The organism is Verrucomicrobiia bacterium, assembly GCA_035629335.1.
In the GTDB taxonomy this organism is placed as follows: Bacteria; Patescibacteriota; Saccharimonadia; order Saccharimonadales; family Saccharimonadaceae; genus DASUUR01.
This window is the reverse complement of record DASPIB010000001.1, coordinates 492,890-508,397: the sequence shown is the minus strand read 5'-3', so window position 1 is coordinate 508,397 and position 15,508 is coordinate 492,890. Positions and strand designations below refer to the sequence as shown.

Here is a 15,508-nt window from a genome sequence, read left to right as displayed (position 1 = left end):
CACAGGTTTAAGGCGAAGGCTGTATTTTTAGGAAGTATGCCAGATTAGCTTTTACGTGCTTTTACCACGTTACGGCCAAGGTTTTTCTTGGTCTCTTCGTACTCGGCGTGTACGCGTGCAATCGGGTCGAACTTGCGTAGTACCAACCGGTGCGGGGTATTCTGCGTATTCTTGCGGGTAACATAGGTGCGGTGGCCGGTAAGCTTGCTGACAAGAGCAATGATGATTCGCTTGGTATTCTTTTTTGCCATAAATCTCTACTTATTATTGCTATTAAAAACTTTTTAAAATTATATCACAGATAGTGGCATCTGACTAGATTGTAATAATCTCTGGAGCCCAAGACGAGAATTGAACTCGTGACCCCTTCCTTACCATGGAAGTGCTCTACCTCTGAGCTACTTGGGCGTGTAACAGGCTATAGTATAGCAGATATTTTTATGAAAATGAAGCGATTTTAGAATCGATGGGTAAAAATATGGACATAATTCATGCCAAATAGCGGATCGAGTGGCTCGGTGGTGCAGCCTTTGCTTTGCCACTCGCTAATGGTAGTCGTATCTCTATCATTTGGCGATTCGAGTTTAGCGAAAAAGCCGTAGGTCGTGTTGTCTGGATCGTTTTTCTTGCAGCTGTAAAACATGTACGAGCCTGGCCCAGAAGGAGTTGTCGGGTCTTTGATGTCTCCTGAAGGCGCCAGCAGCGTATCGATATTGGCAGCGTACTCTGATCCTTCGCCGCGAACATAGCCCTCCCCCAGGCCGTTACGGCCAGCGCCAGTTTCGGTTGGTTTCTTGGCGGCATCATTTGCCCAGGATTGCATCGCTTTGGCTAATGTTTCTAAGTCGGTGCGGCGTTTAGTGTCGCGAGATTGCTGATTGACTGCACTATAGCCAACACTGGCAAAAGTCGCCAGAATAGCGATAACCGCAATCACCACAATAACTTCGATAATTGAAAAGCCGCGATTCATAGTAGTACTATTATAAAGCACTACCGCTTACAAATTGAAAACTATTTACGTTTAGCGCTGGTTTTTTCTTGAACGCTGGGTTGCGGATACAACAGCGAATAGAGCACCGCCCATACAATACCGTTGATTGCAAAAATAGCCAGCGCGCCGAGGGCGAGGCAAACAATCAGCCGCCCGAGTTCAGGGTTCAATAAGCTTACTAAACCAGCAATAATAATAAGTACACCCGCAAGTGCGAGATAGACGTGCTGCAGTTTTGTGCGGTCGCCAGTTTTGGTGGACCAATTCTTGATTGCTTGTGGCATATGACTCCTTGTTCATTATATTATATCACGTGTGAATGATTAAGTCAATAATTGCGGGCGATCGATGCTCTGCGGGTCCTGAAGCTGGCTTTATTTATAGCGGTTATTTTTCCTAAAAAAAGAAAAACACCCGGTAAGAGGTGTTTTTCTTGGTGCTGGGGGAGGGATTCGAACCCCCGAAGGCGAATGCCGTCAGATTTACAGTCTGATGTGTTTGACCGCTTCACTACCCCAGCCTGGAGCCGACAGAGGGACTCGAACCCACGACCCGCGGTTTACAAAACCGCTGCTCTACCAACTGAGCTATGTCGGCATAATTAGTGTAGTACGCAGACAATAATACCTTAAACTCCGGTTTCATTCAAGCTTTGTTAATAAAAACAAACTGGGAAAGCATGGTAAAGGTCCTATCGACTTACGCCGATAGGACCTTGATTACGGACGGTTGGAGACAGAAGCTACATTATCACCCGGCGGGGTTGCTTGATTTTTTTCGGCACAGTGGTCTGGGCGGCGGTCATGCGGACAATTTTGCTGCGTAATTTTTCGGCGAGCTCCGGCCGGCCATCACGTTCGTAGGCGTCAGCCAGAATAGTAAGGCTTTGCGGGTTTGGTTCTAACTTTACCGCGTGTTCTAAGGCGTTAATTGTTTTACGTATGTTGTTAAGTTTTTCTTGTACTTTAGCGTAGGCGATATAGCGGGCGGCCAGGTCGTCTTCCATTTCAATTGCGCGTTCAAACGCTAAAGCAGCTTTTTCGTATTTGCCGGTTTCGTAGTAAATGAGCCCGACGTTGTGCAGGCTGGATGCACTTGGCTCGAGGCTCTGGGCGATCTCAAAACACTCAATGGCGTCTTCATAGGCACGTTGTTTGGCGTAGAGTATACCGAGGCGGTTGTAGGCAGTAGCGCTGCGTTCGTCAACTCGAAGAATAGTCAAGAGTGCCTTTTCAGCCCGTAGGTACTTCTTTTCTTTTAAGCTTTCTTGGGCAACTTGCCATAATTTATCGAGCCGGTCGACTAACTTCACCGGCATGTCGGTGGCAGTTTCTTCGGACTTCTGGTACAACAAAACCCAAATACCTAAGATGATGACGAGTAAAAGACCAAACATGTATGTTCCTTAGTATAACAAACTCTTTACATCATTCAAAAATTAATCGCAACAACTGAGTGCGCGGGTGGCCATTAGCGAGTAGTCTTTCTTGCACTTCGAGTACTTGTAAAAGTAACTGTGCGGTCTGGGTGGCTGGCGCGCGTTCAAGAGTGTGTCGAAGTACTATTTCAAGACTTCGCGCGAAACGCTGGGCCTGGATCCGGTCGGCACTAGTTGCATGAATTATCAGCAGTTTTCCGTAATTGTCGGCTTCTAAAAACTGCCGGGCCGAGCGCATGGTAGCCGCCGCAAGCGCAAAATAGTCTTTATCGCGTATCAGCCGGACAATTTCTGCCGGTAAGCCAGCGGCTATAAAGGCAATCTGTTTCTTTTTGGTTGCATCGATGGGTATGTTAGCTAAAGAGGTAATGAATTGTTCACTGGCCTGCGCGGGCTGCAATTGGTACTGCTGTGCTCGTGAGAGCACGGTTGGAAGGAGCCGTGTTGGTGCGTGTGAAGCTAGTATGAAGGCGATTCCCTGCCCCGGTTCTTCCAGTAGCTTCAAAAAGGCGTTCTGGGCTTCAGGTGTCATTTTTTCTGCATCATCAATAATAACCACTACCGATCCGTGCGGTCGAGTACGCAACTGAGCGTATAGTTCACGAATAACCTCGATGCCAATACTATCGTTCGTACTGGTAACATCAATCACCGATTTTGTGTGTTGCTTGGCTATAAAAGTAGCAATTGTATGCAGACCAATGCCCTCGGCGCCGCTCAGCAGTACCGCATGGGGCAGAGCTTGGGTTAACCTACCGACGATGGTTTTGGTGTGGCTATGCAGCTGCAAGGACATAGTTAAATTGCTCGGTAAAGTCATCCGGAACGGGAGCGATAAACGTTTTTCGTATACCGCCAGGAACGGTAATTTCTAGCTGCCAGGCGTGCAAAAACAGGCGTTCGGCAGGCGTACCATACACACGATCGCCTTTTATCGGACAGTTCAAATAAGCCATGTGCACCCGTAATTGGTGCGTTCGCCCAGTGAGCGGCTTCAGGAGCAGCAGGGTTTCGCGGTCGTTATGCGCCAGGGTTTCGAATACTGTTTCAGCTGCCTTGCCGTTTTTATCAACACGAAATGTTGCTGGCGCCTTAGGATTACGCCCGATGGGCAGATCAATTTTGGCGGTCGCAACTTCAGGTACACCGGTTACTACGGCAACGTACGTCTTTTTTACTTTTCGCTCTGAAAATTGCTTCCCCAGCAAACTCGCCGCTTCCGGATTTTTAGCAGCAATGAGCACGCCACTCGTGTCACGGTCGAGGCGATGGATAATCCCCGGCCGATTGCCTTCGGTGCCAAAAGTTGTTCGGGGCCGCATAAATTCTGCCACCGTGAATTCTTCAAGCTGCTCGCCCTTGGCATGTGTCAAAATACCAGCCGGCTTATTGATGACCACTACATTTTCATCTTCATAAAGCACCGGCAGGTCGAGCGGGGCAATCGGTGCAGCTTCTGGTACGTCCACCGTGACGATGTCGTCTTCGCTGAGCTGTTTGTTGGGCGATGTAATAACCTCACCATTCACCTTTACGAACCCTTGAGTGCAGTATTTTTGCCAGGTTGTTCGGGAATGCTCGGGCCAAAATTCAGCTAAATAAGCATCAAGTCGCATTGTTACTCCCGTGGCCGCAAGCCGACCGCTCGCTGTGCTCGGAGCAAAGTAGCGTTGGCAATGCTTCGCATGGCCGCTTCGTCTTGTTCGAGCTTTTTGATTAAATGTTGGGTATCGATTTGGTGATATCGCTGCTGAAAGCCGCTCAAAAACTCCTCCACGGCAGTTGCGACGGCTTTCTTTAAATCTCCGTAACGGTCTTTGCCTGTCCAGTCGGCAACCACAGATTCAAGCGGCTGGCCAGATAGTACAGCTAAGATTTCAAGTAAGTTGCTGACTCCTGGCTGCTTGGCGGTGTCGTAATGGATAACCCCCTCGCTGTCAGTGGTAGCACTCATTACTTTTTTAGCAGCCGCAGCCGGTTCGTCGCTAAGCAGGATAGTGCCTTTAGGGTCTTTAAGGCTTTTACTCATTTTTTTCGTCGGATCGGTGAGGCTCATTACTCGGCCGCCAGCAGTTTGTTTTTTGAAGGCAACCTGTTTCTTTACTTCTTCTGGCACCACAAACACTCCATCTGGAAAGATATCGGCAAATTTATGGTTAAGCCGCTGGGCGATATCCCGGGTAATTTCGAGGTGCTGTGTTTGATCGTCGCCAACCGGCACCCATTTGGCGTTATATAGCAAGATATCGGCGGCCATGAGCACCGGATAATTGAGCAAACCCACGGTGATGTTACCTTGATGTTGAGCAGATTTATCCTTGAACTGCGTCATGCGGGTCATTTCGCCGTAATACGTGAAGCAGTCGAGTATCCAGGTTAGCTCGGCGTGGGCAGAGATATAACTTTGGCGATAGATAAACGTATCAGGCTGTTCGAGGTCGAGCCCGGCCGCCACATAATAAGCGAAGCCTTTTAACACATTATCATACAGCACACTGTGGTCGATAGGCGTGGTAAAGCTATGAAGATCAGGTATGAACATGTTGATTTGGTGCGAGCCGGCAAGTTCTTGCTGCAAACGCACCATAGGCAATATTGCGCCTATGTAATTACCAAGCGTCAATTCATCATTACTCCGAATACCGGTCAGAATAGTATCTTTTTGCATAATTACCCCTTATTATACCTTTTATTAGCTAATTCTTGAAATGGCTTGCTACAATATGGTTATGATTACTGACGAACTGCGCGAGCAGGTGAAGCTGTTATATGCCAAAAATCGACGACAGGTAAAAGGTCACCTCTATACTGTGCCATCAGAAGATACTTACCCGTATCAGTGGCTATGGGATAGCTGTTTTCACGCCGTTACGTTAAGTTATTTTGATAGCCAAGCAGCGAAGGCCGAGCTGCGGTCATTGGTAAGCGCGCAATTTTCAAATGGTATGATCCCCCACATGATTTACTGGCAACCGGTGAAAAAAAGTTTTTTCCCCGAGATAAGCTGGGGCAAACGGCGCACCAGCAGCATTACGCAACCGCCACTCATTGCCGCAGCGGTCGATAAGATTAATGCGCGCGAGCCAGACCTCGAGTTTGTAAAAGAAATGGTGCCGCGGATAGATAAATTTCACCGGTATTTATTTCGTCATCGTGACCCACGACACACGCACTTAATAGGGGTTATTAACCCAGATGAATCCGGCGAAGATAATTCGCCGCGGTTTGATATGGCGCTCGGTTTTACAAACCCAAAGCATCAGTTCGTCGATAATTTTTCTTCACGTCTTAAACTAGTGCACGATTGGCGCGATGCCCGATTTGTCGTGAAGCAGCGCATGGATGTCCGGCACTGGGTACGTGACGTGCCGATTAATAGTATTTTATGCGAAAGTTTAGCCATTACCGCCCGGCTGGCTGATTTGGTGCAAGAATACGAAATTGCCGATTGGTCTTACCAAAAACATCTTGCCATGAAGCAGGCTATGCGTGAGAAGTTTTACCATGACGGGCTGTTTCTTTCAACCATGGGCTACGGCGATGCCCTAAAGGTGATTCCAGCTAAAACCTGGGGGATATTTATGCCACTGTATGCCGGCCTTTTAAGCGCCGCTGAAGCGATGACGTTGGTAGACTCGATGCTGCTTAACCCAGAGACGTTTAAAACGCCCTATAGTGTACCGACAGTCGCTAAGAACGAGCCAAGCTTTGACCCGAGCGGCGATTGGCGTGGTGATTGGTGGACCGGTACAAACTGGCGAGGCCCAGTGTGGATGGCGTCGAACTGGCTGATCATTAAAGGTTTGCGACAGTACGGTTTTTTAGAAGAAGCCGATAGGATTGCTAAGGATTCGCTGGCACTGCTCAAGAAATCTGGTTTTCGAGAGTACTACGACCCATTAACCGGCGAAGGCCATGGCGCCGCTGGCTTTACTTGGGGCGGGCTAGTGCTTGATATGTGGCAATAAAAAATCCAGCTCGGTGATGGAGCTGGATTTTTTATTAACGCTTCGAGAACTGTTCGCGTTTACGCGCCGATCGGAGGCCGTACTTCTTTCGTTCTTTTTCACGAGAGTCACGCTTGAGTAACCGTGCTTTCTTTAGGGTGCCACGAAGATCTTCGTTCATGACACTCAGAGCTTTTGAGATAGCCAGTTTTGCTGCATCGACTTGACCGCTTAGGCCACCGCCCTTAACAAGCAGTGAGACATCAAATTCTTTTTGTTTACTAACAAGTGCCAGTGGATCAGAGATTTCAGCTAACAAAGTTTTATTACCGTTAAGGTATTCTTCGGCTGGCTTGCCGTTAATAACAATTGCACCTTTGCCTTTAAGTAGGCGTGCGGTTGCAGTTGCGCTTTTACGACGGCCGAGGCCGTAGAAATATGTAGTATTCGCCATTATTTCACCTCTACTTTCTCAGGTTTTTGTGCGGCATGGGTGTGTTCGCTGCCAGTGAATACTTTGAGGCGCTTCAGGCGTTCAGCCGCAAGTTTATTCTTAGGAAGCATACCCTTTACTGCTTCAGTAATAACACGCGCAGGATCTTTTTCGCGAACTTCTGCCAGGCTAGCGCTAGTAATTCCACCAGGGAATCCACTGTGGCGGTAGTAGGTCTTTGCTTTTTCTTTATCGCCAGTTACCACAGCGGCAGCAGCGTTTATAACTACTACGTAGTCACCGCCATCAATATGTGGGGTAAAGGTTGGCTTATATTTACCGGTTAAATAACGAGCAATTGTGGTAGAAATGCGGCCGAGCGGTGCTGATGACGCATCGATTACTACCCATTTGCGGGTTACTTCTGCTGGTTTCTGAGAATATGTTTTCGTATTCATAGTTATGCTTTCACCTCTTCTTTAGCCGGAGCTACCTGAGGCTTGTCACTAATTTCGTCGACAAAACTAACGCTGGCAAGCTGGGCGTTATCACCAACTCGCAAGCGGGTACGCGACACACGGACATGGCCGCTATCTCGACCGCCAAGCTGGGGTGCGATAACGTCAACTAGTCGATGAGCAGCGTCAATCGAGCCGGTATTTGCAATGATTTGGCGCCGGTTATGGAGGTCGCCTTTCTTGGCTTTGGTTATTAGTTTTTCAATGACTGGAACAATTTCCTTTGCTTTTGGCAAAGTTGTCTCAATCTTGCCGTGTTCGATAAGGCTCACAACCAGCCCTTTGAGGAGGGCGTTTCGTTGATCGCGTTCACGACCAAACTTTCTTCCTTTATATCCATGCCTATGCATTTTTAAAGCTCCAACTCCGCCAATTTATCCTTGACCTCATCAAGGGCCTTGGTACCAAAGCCTTTGAGTTCACGAAGGTCGGCCTCGCTGAGGGTTACTAGGTCGTGGACAGTACGGATATCATTATTTATTAATGCATTTGCGGTACGAGCACTGAGGTTTAGGTCTTCAATAGGCGTGTCGAGCTCAGAGCTTGCATCGTCTTTAGCTTGGCCAACAGCAGGTGCGGCTTCGACCTTAGTGCTACCAGCAAGTGCGGTAAATTGATTAACCAAAATCGCTGCTGCTTCTTCGAAGGCTTCGCGCGGTGAGATTGAGCCATCGGTATCAATGGTGATCATCAATTTGTTGAGGTCGGTCATTTGACCTACGCGGGTATCTTCCACCTTGTAGCGAACGCGTTGTACGGGGCTAAAGATTGCGTCAATAGCGATCATATCGCTGTGAATACGCTTTTCGCTCGATTCTTCGATGGTGCGGTAGCCGCGGCCGGTTTCAACGACAATATCCATGACCACATTGGTATTTGGATCGTCGACGGTGGCGATATAGGCATCTGGGTTGACGATTTCGATGTCGGCAGTTGCTTTAATGTCGGCAGCCGTAATCGCTCCGGCGCCCTTCTTTTCAAGACGGAGCTCGAATGGGCCATCGGTGTGGGCGCGAAGACGAACGCTTTTAAGGTTAAGCATGATGTCAACGACGTCTTCTTTAATGCCTTTAATTGTGGTGAACTCGTGAGTGGCGCCTTCAATACGGAAAGCAACGATAGCAGCACCAGCAATGCTCGAAAGCAGTACGCGGCGAAGGCTGTTGCCTAAGGTGGTGCCGTAGCCCGTGTGGAGCGGCTCAACGGTGAATGTTGCGCTGGTAGATGAATGATCATCTACGCTGGCGAGTGTTGGGTTGTGAATTACTTTTGACACTTTATTTGCTCCTTACTCTTTTAGCGTGAGTAGTACTCAACGATTAGCTGCTCATTGATTTCAGGCTCTGCTTCTTCTCGCTTTGGTACGCCGGTAACTTTGATGGTGAGTTTTTTCGTGTCGCTCTTTAGCCAGCTCAGTGGTGCTTGACTGGTGTTGTTTACTACCTGATCGATTTCTTTGAAATAGGTTGACTCTTTGCTCTTTGGGCGAACAACAATCTCATCACCTTCTTTAAGGCGGATTGAAGGAATGTCGACGCGGCGGCCATTGAGCATGAAGTGACCGTGACTGACCAGCTGTCGGGCGGCTCGTCGGCTTGTAGCGAGACCAGCGCGGTAGACAGCATTGTCGAGTCGACGTTCGAGTAATTGCAGGAGCGTTTCACCAGACTGGCCGGCGGTACGGCTGGCTTCAGCCATTAATCGTGAGAATTGCTTTTCCAGTAAGCCGTATAGGCGGCGAACTTTTTGCTTTTCACGAAGCTGTACAGCGTACAAACTAGCTTTACCCTGACGACTGCGGCCGTGCTGTCCAGGAATGCCGCTTTTCTTAATCATGATCTTGTGCGCCTTCGGATGCAGTGCATATCCTTCGCGGCGACTTTGTTTTACAATTGGACTACGATCTCGTGCCATGTTCTACGCTCTCCTCTGCTTGCGTGGACGAACGCCACCAAATGGAATACCGGTAACGTCTTTAATGCTTTCAACGACAATATCAAAATTCTGAAGTGCGCGAACAGCAGCATCACGTCCGAGGCCAACGCCTTTAATGAACACGTCAACTGAGTTTAAACCATACAACTGTTTTGCGGCTTCGGCAGCTTTCTCGCTTGCAATCTGAGCAGCATACGCGGTGCCCTTTTTGCTGCCGCGGAAACCACAAGCGCCAGCGCTTGATGCAGCCAAAACGTTACCCTTTTTGTCAGTAAAGGTAACGATAGTATTATTAAAGGTAGCCTGAACGTGAAGTTGCCCGCTTGGTACTGAACGTCGCTGTTTCTTTCGTGTAGAAGTCTTATTTTCTGCCATACATTATATCCTTTAGGTCTTTGATGGTGCTTTCTTCTTAGTGCCGCCGACGGTAGTTTTCTTGCCCTTGCGAGTTCGTGCATTGGTGCGAGTTCGCTGTCCGCGTACGGGCAAATTATTCTTGTGTCGCAAGCCACGGTAAGCGTTGATGTCTTTAAGGCGCTTGATGTTGTTCGATACAATTCGTTGTAGGTCACCCTCGACAGTATAGTCACTATCGATTACTTCGCGAATTCGCTTCAATTCGTCTTCACCAAGGTCTTTTACGCGCTTCGTAGGCTCAACTTTCGCCTTTTCGAGGATTTGTGCAGCGAAAAGTGGACCAATGCCATAGATGTATCTCAGGCTTATCTGTATTTGTTTTTCAGTCGGTATGGTTACTCCAGCTATTCTGGCCATATGCTATCCCTGCCTCTGCTTATTTTTAGGTCTTCGTTTGTTAATGACACGCAGGCGTCCTTTACGACGCACTAGCTGGTCACCAGGACTAATTTTCTTGACGCTAGGACGAACTTTCACAACGAGCAAAATCTCCCTTTATCTTTTATGATTGATCTTTTAGCCGGTAGCTGATTCTACCCCTTGTAAGGTCGTAGGGGCTCAACTCAACTTCGACTTTGTCATTAAGCACTAACCGGATAGAATTACGACGCATCCTTCCTGAAATACGTGCTGTGACTTCATGGCCATTCTCGAGTCGGACGATAAATTCAGCACCGGGTAGTGGTTTCACTACCGTTCCGATTACCTTGATTACTCCTTTTTGTTCAGCCATAAACTACAATAGTGAATTATACAGTAAACTGCACAAAAGGTAAAGTGATTTTAGTATTTTTATCGGTATTCATCATAAGTTACCATGAGGGCACGCGAATTAATTTGACGTAAGGCTTCAATGGCTACTGTAACAACAATTAGCAAGCCCGTTCCGCCAATAGCTAGGTTAGCTGCGTTTATGCCAAACTGAGCGAATATATATTCAGCGACGAAAGGCAGGATGGCGATTATACCCAGCGCAAGCGAACCGAACAGTGTTAATCGATTAACAATAGTCTTGAGGTAGCGCTCGGTGTTGGCACCAGGGCGAACGTTCTCGACAAACCCACCTTGCTGCTGAAGATTCTCTGAAATTTCTGCCGTGTTGAAGACAATACCCGTGTAGAAATAGGTGAACATCACAACCAAGATAAAGTAGCTAACCGGATAAATAAAATCGGTTGCTGCCAGGCCTGTAAACGTTCCTGGTTGTGGCGCCTGGAACCAGAGTATAAGATTGTTACCAATCTCTTTATAGGCCTCATTGCCAGTCGCAACGAGAAGCTGACCGATAAACGCCGGCAGCGCCAAGAAAGCCACCGCAAAGATAACCGGCACGACGCCAGCGGTAATCAGCTTAATCGGCATCAAACTCTTCACGCCACCGTACTGGCTATTCCCTTGGACCCGCTTTGCGTAGTTAATGCTAATGACGCGTTGTGCTTCATTAATTTTTACTAACAGATACAATATGAGCAATGAAGAAATCAGCACCGCAGCCGTGACAAAGAAGGCCGTGGCATTCACTGGGAGCGTAAACCAATTGAACACGTTCAAGCGATCGCCCTCAGCTGAAAATAGTGACGTGCCAATTGTCGTGAGTATTTGCGGTAACTGGCTAATGATGCCAGCGAAAATCAGTAAACTAATACCGTTACCGACGCCCTGCTCAGTCATTAGTTCACCAAGCCACATAAGCAGCAGTGAACCGGCTGTCATAGCCGTGACGGCCACTACCCACTCAACCATGGTGGTCTCTCCAAGCACTGTGGTGTTGCCCGCCAGGATAGTTTGGCGAAGAATGAATATAAACGCGATAGATTGAATAATTGCCAACGGCAAAGATACTATACGTGTCCATTGATTAATCTTTTTACGGCCAGATTCTCCGTCTTTATGGAGCTCTTCAAAGCGCGGCACGACTTTTGTGAGCAGTTGCATCACAATCGAAGCCGTAATATACGGCCCAAGCCCAACTAGCACAATTGAAAAGCTCGCCAGCGCACCACCGCTTAGTAAGTTCAGGAACCCACCAAAATCACTACTCGAGACTAAGTTATCGATTACTTCCTTGAGCTGTGTTGGCTCGGCGATTGGCACCGGAATGTGTGCCAGGAAACGATAAGCGATAATGAGTCCGAGCACGATTAATAGGCGTTTTTGCATATCGCGACTTTTTAGCGATGCGAAAATTGTCCGCCATCTCATCGTATTGCTACCCCCTCTCTAGGTGCAAAAGAACGCTCAGAATATTTGAGCGCCCTTTTACTTTTTGGTTTATTCAGCTTTTTGCTTTGCACTCTGTTGTAATGGTACCGCAATTTTCTCAAAAGCGCCACCATTTGCTTCAAGTGCAGCTTTTACGCTCTTCGAGGCACCCTGAGTGCGCAGGGTCAGCCCTTTGATGCTTGAAAGATCGCCGCGAGCAATCACCTTCACACTGTGGAATGGTGTCATGATGAGCCCGGCTTCAAAAAGAGTAAAGTTATCAGCTGTCTTACCTTCAACTGCCTTGAGGTCTTCAAAGTAAACTACCTGGGCAGGAGTGCGCAAGCTCTTAAAGCCTTTCAGCTTTGGCACGGCTTGCATAAGTGCCCGCTGACCACCCATGAAGGTTGCGTTCAGTTTCTTGCCGGTGCGTGCTTTTTGACCTTTGGTCCCACGGCCAGCAGTTTTACCTTGGCCGGCGCTAATACCGCGCCCAACTCGCTTTTTGTTCTTACTAGTTGTTGCCTTTAGCTCGTGATATTTCGTCATATACTAATCTTCCTTTTTTGCCGTTCGCTTCTTAGGGGCAGTGATCCACTGATCGGCAGGGACAAGGCTCTTAAGCGCATCGACTGTTGCATAAGCGATGTTGACCTTGTTGGTACTACCGAGCGACTTGCTTAGGAGGTTGCGAATACCTGTTACGCCAATGATTGCGCGTACGACGCCACCAGCAATAATACCAGTACCGGGAGCAGCGGGTTTAAGAAGCACTCGAGCGCCACTAACCTTTACCTCGATGTCGTGCGGAATGGTATCGTTCACTACTGGAATGGTGATGAGATTTTTCTTGGCAATATCAGTCGCTTTTGCGACTGCCGCTTGCACGTCTTGGCCTTTTGCCACGCCAACACCCACCTTGGTTTTGCGATCCCCAACAACCACCAAAGCTTTAAAGCGGAAGCGACGACCACCCTTTACAACTCGGGCAACGCGGTCAATGTTAATGACCAGTTCTTCAAATTGCTTTTCTTCTTTAGGAAGCTGTGTGCGATCGTTTCGTGGAGCGCGACGTTCGCGAGATTGTGTTGTGGTTTTATTGTTTTCTGCCATACTAGAACTCCATTCCTTCCTTACGTGCAGCGTCGGCCAGTGCTTTTAGTCGGCCGGCGTAGCGGCGACCATTTCGATCAAACACAACTTTTGTGATCTTAGCTTTTTTAGCTTTCTTGGCTATTTCCGTACCAACCCAAGCAGCCTTCTCTGTTAAAGAGCCTTTCGTTTTGGTACCGACGGTTGTCGCAGCCACAAGCGTGCTCTGTTTGCTGTCATCGATCAGTTGTGCACTGACATGCAGATTGCTAATAGTAACGCTGAGGCGTGGTCGCTCTGAGGTGCCTTCAATTTTAGCGCGAACACGATTTTTTCGAAGGGTCCGACTAAGTAGTTTTTTTGCTAGCTGATTCATAGTTTATTTACCTGTCTTTCCGGCTTTTCGGATGATTTGCTCATCGAGGTATTTAATCCCCTTGCCCTTATATGGCTCAGGCTTCTTTAAGCTGCGAATTTCGGCTGCAGTTTGTCCAACTTGCTGCTTATTGATGCCACTCACTGTAATGAGATTCTTCTCGACCGTAAGGCTTATTCCTTCACCGGCCTTATAGGTAACCGGGTGCGAAAAGCCTAACTGCATTTCAATTTGTTGCCCGCCGCCAGCAACGCGAAAACCGACGCCGTTAACTTCCAGCTTCTTTTCAAAGCCTTTTGTAACACCATTCACCATGTTATTGATCAGGGCGCGCATCAGGCCATGCTGTGCGCGTGCGATCTTTTCATCACTCTTGCGCTTCACGCTAAGCGTAGTGTCATCGATGTTGACCGTGACATGCGGGAGCACTGCTTGCGACAGTGTACCCTTTGGTCCCTGGACCGTCACGACGTCTTGGTCGACCGTGATTGTCACACCTGTGGGGATCGAAATTGGTAGTTTTCCGATTCGACTCATATATTCTCCTCTTGTTAGTATATTTTACACAAAACTTCGCCGCCAACTCGTTCTTTACGAGCTTGCTGGCCAGTCATGACGCCCTTGCTTGTACTAATGAGCACGATACCGCGGCCGTTTTTAACGCGTGGAATATCGTCGGCGCCCACATAGACACGACGACCAGGCTTACTGACACGGACAATTTCGGTGATAACCGACCGCTTGCCGGAGTCGCTCAGGCTTAGAACGAGTGTGCTCTGCGGGGTAGCTTTTTCTAGCGCTACATCTGTAATGTAGCCCGCTTTTTTTAGCTCGCGAGCGATAGTTTCTTTAATTTTGCTACTTGGAACGCGAACTTCTGTTTTGCCAACAAGCGACGCATTGCGGATACGTGTCAACAAGTCGGCGATTGGGTCAGATGATTGTAATGACATAATACTCTGTTCCTCTCTTACCAACTACTCTTTGTGACACCAGGTACCTCGCCTCGACTGGCAAGTTCACGGAAGCTAATGCGGCTCAGACCAAATCGGCGGAAGTAACCACGAGGACGACCCGTAAGAGCGTCGCGGTTTTTCCAGCGAGTAGGACTTGAGTTAAGTGGTAGCTTAGCTAAGCCTTCTTGATCGCCAGCTGCTTTGAGCTCAGCGCGTTTTTGTGCGTATTTTTTAATTAATTTTTGCCGTTTAAGGTCACGGGCAATCATGGATTTTTTAGCCATTAGCGCTTACCTCCTTTTTCAAATGGTACGCCAAATTTTTCTAATAGCAGACGGGTATGTTTTGGCTTCTGGCTGCGGAAGACAAACGTCACCTGAAGGCCATGGAGCACCTGGGTGTCCTCGAAGTTGAGCTCGGGAAAGATAGATTGTTCAACAATACCGAGGCTATAATTACCGCTGCGGTCAAATCCTTTAGCGCCCACACCATGGAAGTCACGAACGCGCGGCAGTCCAACATTCACTAGGCGATCAAGAAATTCGTACATACGTGCGCCGCGAAGCGTGACGCTGACGCCAATCCGGTTCATGCCTGCTCGAATCTTGAAGCTCGCAATGCTCTTTCGTGCCATGCGGTCAACAGGTTTTTGACCTGTAATTTTGGTGAGTGTATTCGTGACAACTTCATAGTATCGCTTGTCGTCTTTATGCTTTCCGATGCCCGAACTGATAACAATCTTCTCAAGGCGTGGCACCTGATGTACATTATCGAGTTCTAGTTCTTTCTTAAGCTCAGCTACCAAACGCTCATTGTAGAGCTGTTTCAGTCGCGGAGCGGCGGGGCTGATACTCTTGGTAGCCATTACTTAATCTCCTTATTCTTAGCTTGACGCGCGACGCGGATTTTCTTGCCGTCCTTCATAACAAAACCGATGCGGCTGGTAGCGGCGCTTTTTTCGTCAACAACCAAAGCGACCTTGCTCACTGGAATCGGCACGTGAATTTCTTTCGTGCCCCCTCGCGGATTGAGCTGGTTTGGCTTAATGTTGCGTTTCATTTTACCAATGCCTTCAATCAAGACACCTTGTTCTTTGGTCACTACGGCGAGCACCTTACCGGTTTTGCCCTTGTGGGCACCTGCCATGATTTTGACGATATCGTCTTTTTTGATCTTTTTAATCGATTGGTTTGCTGCCAT

The 15,508-nt window shown here is 48.2% G+C and carries 26 protein-coding genes and 3 tRNA genes; 1 reads left to right on the top strand and 28 read right to left on the bottom strand.

From position 1 onward, the window contains the following. Positions 1-44 precede the first annotated feature (44 nt). From rpmG to trpS, 10 genes are all read right to left on the bottom strand, one after another. Positions 45-251, bottom strand: a complete 207-nt coding sequence (gene rpmG / locus VD907_02870) for a 50S ribosomal protein L33 (GenBank protein HYG83793.1) — start codon at positions 249-251, stop codon at positions 45-47. An 82-nt stretch (positions 252-333) separates the two neighbouring features. After that, positions 334-408, bottom strand: a tRNA-Thr gene (locus tag VD907_02865). Positions 409-457: 49 nt separating this feature from the next. After that, a complete protein-coding gene (locus VD907_02860; GenBank protein HYG83792.1) occupies positions 458-973 on the bottom strand; it encodes a prepilin-type N-terminal cleavage/methylation domain-containing protein in 516 nt (171 codons plus the stop codon). Positions 974-1,014: 41 nt separating this feature from the next. Then, positions 1,015-1,278 carry a hypothetical protein gene (locus VD907_02855; GenBank protein ID HYG83791.1) on the bottom strand — a complete coding sequence of 88 codons (264 nt, stop codon included), beginning with the start codon at positions 1,276-1,278 and terminating at the stop codon, positions 1,015-1,017. Between the two features lie 150 nt (positions 1,279-1,428). Beyond that, a tRNA-Tyr gene (locus tag VD907_02850) sits at positions 1,429-1,514 on the bottom strand. Between the two features lies 1 nt (position 1,515). Continuing rightward, positions 1,516-1,591, bottom strand: a tRNA-Thr gene (locus VD907_02845). 145 nt (positions 1,592-1,736) lie between these two features. After that, complete coding sequence (locus tag VD907_02840) at positions 1,737-2,390, bottom strand: CDC27 family protein (GenBank protein HYG83790.1); 654 nt, start codon at positions 2,388-2,390, stop codon at positions 1,737-1,739. Between the two features lie 31 nt (positions 2,391-2,421). Continuing rightward, the gene (locus VD907_02835) at positions 2,422-3,228 is read right to left on the bottom strand and encodes an AAA family ATPase (protein HYG83789.1); all 807 of its coding nucleotides are present in this window, start codon (positions 3,226-3,228) and stop codon (positions 2,422-2,424) included. Beyond that, a complete protein-coding gene (locus tag VD907_02830) occupies positions 3,209-4,048 on the bottom strand; it encodes an RluA family pseudouridine synthase (GenBank protein ID HYG83788.1) in 840 nt (279 codons plus the stop codon). The genes VD907_02835 and VD907_02830 overlap by 20 nt, the downstream gene beginning before the upstream one ends. Positions 4,049-4,050: 2 nt before the next feature. Continuing rightward, positions 4,051-5,100: a tryptophan--tRNA ligase gene (gene trpS, locus VD907_02825; GenBank protein HYG83787.1), complete on the bottom strand. Its 1,050-nt coding sequence runs from the start codon at positions 5,098-5,100 to the stop codon at positions 4,051-4,053. Between the two features lie 61 nt (positions 5,101-5,161). Here trpS and VD907_02820 point away from each other — a divergent pair, with 61 nt between their 5' ends. Then, positions 5,162-6,400, top strand: a complete 1,239-nt coding sequence (locus VD907_02820) for a trehalase family glycosidase (GenBank protein HYG83786.1) — start codon at positions 5,162-5,164, stop codon at positions 6,398-6,400. Between the two features lie 34 nt (positions 6,401-6,434). Here VD907_02820 and rpsI read toward each other — a convergent pair whose 3' ends face one another. The 18 genes from rpsI to rplX all read right to left on the bottom strand — a co-directional run bounded on the left by rpsI (position 6,435) and on the right by rplX (position 15,508). After that, positions 6,435-6,833: a 30S ribosomal protein S9 gene (rpsI, locus tag VD907_02815; protein ID HYG83785.1), complete on the bottom strand. Its 399-nt coding sequence runs from the start codon at positions 6,831-6,833 to the stop codon at positions 6,435-6,437. Then, positions 6,833-7,270 (bottom strand): 50S ribosomal protein L13, encoded by a 438-nt coding sequence (gene rplM / locus VD907_02810; protein ID HYG83784.1) that lies wholly within the window; start codon positions 7,268-7,270, stop codon positions 6,833-6,835. Before rplM ends, rpsI begins: the two co-directional genes overlap by 1 nt. A 2-nt stretch (positions 7,271-7,272) precedes the next feature. Continuing rightward, positions 7,273-7,680 carry a 50S ribosomal protein L17 gene (rplQ, locus tag VD907_02805; protein HYG83783.1) on the bottom strand — a complete coding sequence of 136 codons (408 nt, stop codon included), beginning with the start codon at positions 7,678-7,680 and terminating at the stop codon, positions 7,273-7,275. A 2-nt stretch (positions 7,681-7,682) separates the two neighbouring features. Then, on the bottom strand, positions 7,683-8,606 hold the full coding sequence (locus VD907_02800; protein HYG83782.1) for a DNA-directed RNA polymerase subunit alpha: 924 nt from the start codon (positions 8,604-8,606) through the stop codon (positions 7,683-7,685). Positions 8,607-8,626: 20 nt separating this feature from the next. After that, positions 8,627-9,244 carry a 30S ribosomal protein S4 gene (rpsD, locus tag VD907_02795; GenBank protein HYG83781.1) on the bottom strand — a complete coding sequence of 206 codons (618 nt, stop codon included), beginning with the start codon at positions 9,242-9,244 and terminating at the stop codon, positions 8,627-8,629. Positions 9,245-9,247: 3 nt separating this feature from the next. After that, positions 9,248-9,640, bottom strand: coding sequence for a 30S ribosomal protein S11 (gene rpsK / locus VD907_02790; GenBank protein ID HYG83780.1), 393 nt, complete (start codon positions 9,638-9,640; stop codon positions 9,248-9,250). Positions 9,641-9,652: 12 nt separating this feature from the next. After that, positions 9,653-10,039 carry a 30S ribosomal protein S13 gene (gene rpsM, locus VD907_02785; protein HYG83779.1) on the bottom strand — a complete coding sequence of 129 codons (387 nt, stop codon included), beginning with the start codon at positions 10,037-10,039 and terminating at the stop codon, positions 9,653-9,655. Positions 10,040-10,042: 3 nt separating this feature from the next. Next, complete coding sequence (gene rpmJ / locus VD907_02780; protein HYG83778.1) at positions 10,043-10,159, bottom strand: 50S ribosomal protein L36; 117 nt, start codon at positions 10,157-10,159, stop codon at positions 10,043-10,045. A gap of 25 nt (positions 10,160-10,184) precedes the next feature. Next, a complete protein-coding gene (gene infA / locus VD907_02775; protein HYG83777.1) occupies positions 10,185-10,415 on the bottom strand; it encodes a translation initiation factor IF-1 in 231 nt (76 codons plus the stop codon). 59 nt (positions 10,416-10,474) lie between these two features. Beyond that, positions 10,475-11,842 carry a preprotein translocase subunit SecY gene (secY, locus tag VD907_02770; GenBank protein HYG83776.1) on the bottom strand — a complete coding sequence of 456 codons (1,368 nt, stop codon included), beginning with the start codon at positions 11,840-11,842 and terminating at the stop codon, positions 10,475-10,477. A 111-nt stretch (positions 11,843-11,953) separates the two neighbouring features. Then, positions 11,954-12,433, bottom strand: coding sequence for a 50S ribosomal protein L15 (gene rplO, locus VD907_02765; protein ID HYG83775.1), 480 nt, complete (start codon positions 12,431-12,433; stop codon positions 11,954-11,956). A gap of 3 nt (positions 12,434-12,436) precedes the next feature. Next, positions 12,437-12,997: a 30S ribosomal protein S5 gene (gene rpsE / locus VD907_02760; protein ID HYG83774.1), complete on the bottom strand. Its 561-nt coding sequence runs from the start codon at positions 12,995-12,997 to the stop codon at positions 12,437-12,439. A gap of 1 nt (position 12,998) precedes the next feature. Beyond that, positions 12,999-13,352: a 50S ribosomal protein L18 gene (rplR, locus tag VD907_02755; GenBank protein ID HYG83773.1), complete on the bottom strand. Its 354-nt coding sequence runs from the start codon at positions 13,350-13,352 to the stop codon at positions 12,999-13,001. Between the two features lie 3 nt (positions 13,353-13,355). After that, positions 13,356-13,889, bottom strand: coding sequence for a 50S ribosomal protein L6 (rplF, locus tag VD907_02750; protein HYG83772.1), 534 nt, complete (start codon positions 13,887-13,889; stop codon positions 13,356-13,358). Positions 13,890-13,903: 14 nt separating this feature from the next. Then, on the bottom strand, positions 13,904-14,305 hold the full coding sequence (rpsH, locus tag VD907_02745; GenBank protein HYG83771.1) for a 30S ribosomal protein S8: 402 nt from the start codon (positions 14,303-14,305) through the stop codon (positions 13,904-13,906). Between the two features lie 17 nt (positions 14,306-14,322). Continuing rightward, on the bottom strand, positions 14,323-14,592 hold the full coding sequence (gene rpsN, locus VD907_02740) for a 30S ribosomal protein S14 (protein HYG83770.1): 270 nt from the start codon (positions 14,590-14,592) through the stop codon (positions 14,323-14,325). Continuing rightward, a complete protein-coding gene (gene rplE, locus VD907_02735) occupies positions 14,592-15,173 on the bottom strand; it encodes a 50S ribosomal protein L5 (GenBank protein HYG83769.1) in 582 nt (193 codons plus the stop codon). Before rplE ends, rpsN begins: the two co-directional genes overlap by 1 nt. Beyond that, complete coding sequence (rplX, locus tag VD907_02730) at positions 15,173-15,508, bottom strand: 50S ribosomal protein L24 (protein ID HYG83768.1); 336 nt, start codon at positions 15,506-15,508, stop codon at positions 15,173-15,175. The genes rplE and rplX overlap by 1 nt, the downstream gene beginning before the upstream one ends.

Coding starts and splice junctions, on each gene's coding strand:
- rpmG (HYG83793.1), bottom strand. CDS start 251: ATGGCAAAAAAGAATACCAAGCGAATCATCATTGCTCTTGTCAGCAAG.
- VD907_02860 (HYG83792.1), bottom strand. CDS start 973: ATGAATCGCGGCTTTTCAATTATCGAAGTTATTGTGGTGATTGCGGTT.
- VD907_02855 (HYG83791.1), bottom strand. CDS start 1,278: ATGCCACAAGCAATCAAGAATTGGTCCACCAAAACTGGCGACCGCACA.
- VD907_02840 (HYG83790.1), bottom strand. CDS start 2,390: ATGTTTGGTCTTTTACTCGTCATCATCTTAGGTATTTGGGTTTTGTTG.
- VD907_02835 (HYG83789.1), bottom strand. CDS start 3,228: ATGTCCTTGCAGCTGCATAGCCACACCAAAACCATCGTCGGTAGGTTA.
- VD907_02830 (HYG83788.1), bottom strand. CDS start 4,048: ATGCGACTTGATGCTTATTTAGCTGAATTTTGGCCCGAGCATTCCCGA.
- trpS (HYG83787.1), bottom strand. CDS start 5,100: ATGCAAAAAGATACTATTCTGACCGGTATTCGGAGTAATGATGAATTG.
- VD907_02820 (HYG83786.1), top strand. CDS start 5,162: ATGATTACTGACGAACTGCGCGAGCAGGTGAAGCTGTTATATGCCAAA.
- rpsI (HYG83785.1), bottom strand. CDS start 6,833: ATGGCGAATACTACATATTTCTACGGCCTCGGCCGTCGTAAAAGCGCA.
- rplM (HYG83784.1), bottom strand. CDS start 7,270: ATGAATACGAAAACATATTCTCAGAAACCAGCAGAAGTAACCCGCAAA.
- rplQ (HYG83783.1), bottom strand. CDS start 7,680: ATGCATAGGCATGGATATAAAGGAAGAAAGTTTGGTCGTGAACGCGAT.
- rpsD (HYG83781.1), bottom strand. CDS start 9,244: ATGGCACGAGATCGTAGTCCAATTGTAAAACAAAGTCGCCGCGAAGGA.
- rpsK (HYG83780.1), bottom strand. CDS start 9,640: ATGGCAGAAAATAAGACTTCTACACGAAAGAAACAGCGACGTTCAGTA.
- rpsM (HYG83779.1), bottom strand. CDS start 10,039: ATGGCCAGAATAGCTGGAGTAACCATACCGACTGAAAAACAAATACAG.
- infA (HYG83777.1), bottom strand. CDS start 10,415: ATGGCTGAACAAAAAGGAGTAATCAAGGTAATCGGAACGGTAGTGAAA.
- secY (HYG83776.1), bottom strand. CDS start 11,842: ATGCAAAAACGCCTATTAATCGTGCTCGGACTCATTATCGCTTATCGT.
- rplO (HYG83775.1), bottom strand. CDS start 12,433: ATGACGAAATATCACGAGCTAAAGGCAACAACTAGTAAGAACAAAAAG.
- rpsE (HYG83774.1), bottom strand. CDS start 12,997: ATGGCAGAAAACAATAAAACCACAACACAATCTCGCGAACGTCGCGCT.
- rplR (HYG83773.1), bottom strand. CDS start 13,352: ATGAATCAGCTAGCAAAAAAACTACTTAGTCGGACCCTTCGAAAAAAT.
- rplF (HYG83772.1), bottom strand. CDS start 13,889: ATGAGTCGAATCGGAAAACTACCAATTTCGATCCCCACAGGTGTGACA.
- rpsH (HYG83771.1), bottom strand. CDS start 14,305: ATGTCATTACAATCATCTGACCCAATCGCCGACTTGTTGACACGTATC.
- rpsN (HYG83770.1), bottom strand. CDS start 14,592: ATGGCTAAAAAATCCATGATTGCCCGTGACCTTAAACGGCAAAAATTA.
- rplE (HYG83769.1), bottom strand. CDS start 15,173: ATGGCTACCAAGAGTATCAGCCCCGCCGCTCCGCGACTGAAACAGCTC.
- rplX (HYG83768.1), bottom strand. CDS start 15,508: ATGGCAGCAAACCAATCGATTAAAAAGATCAAAAAAGACGATATCGTC.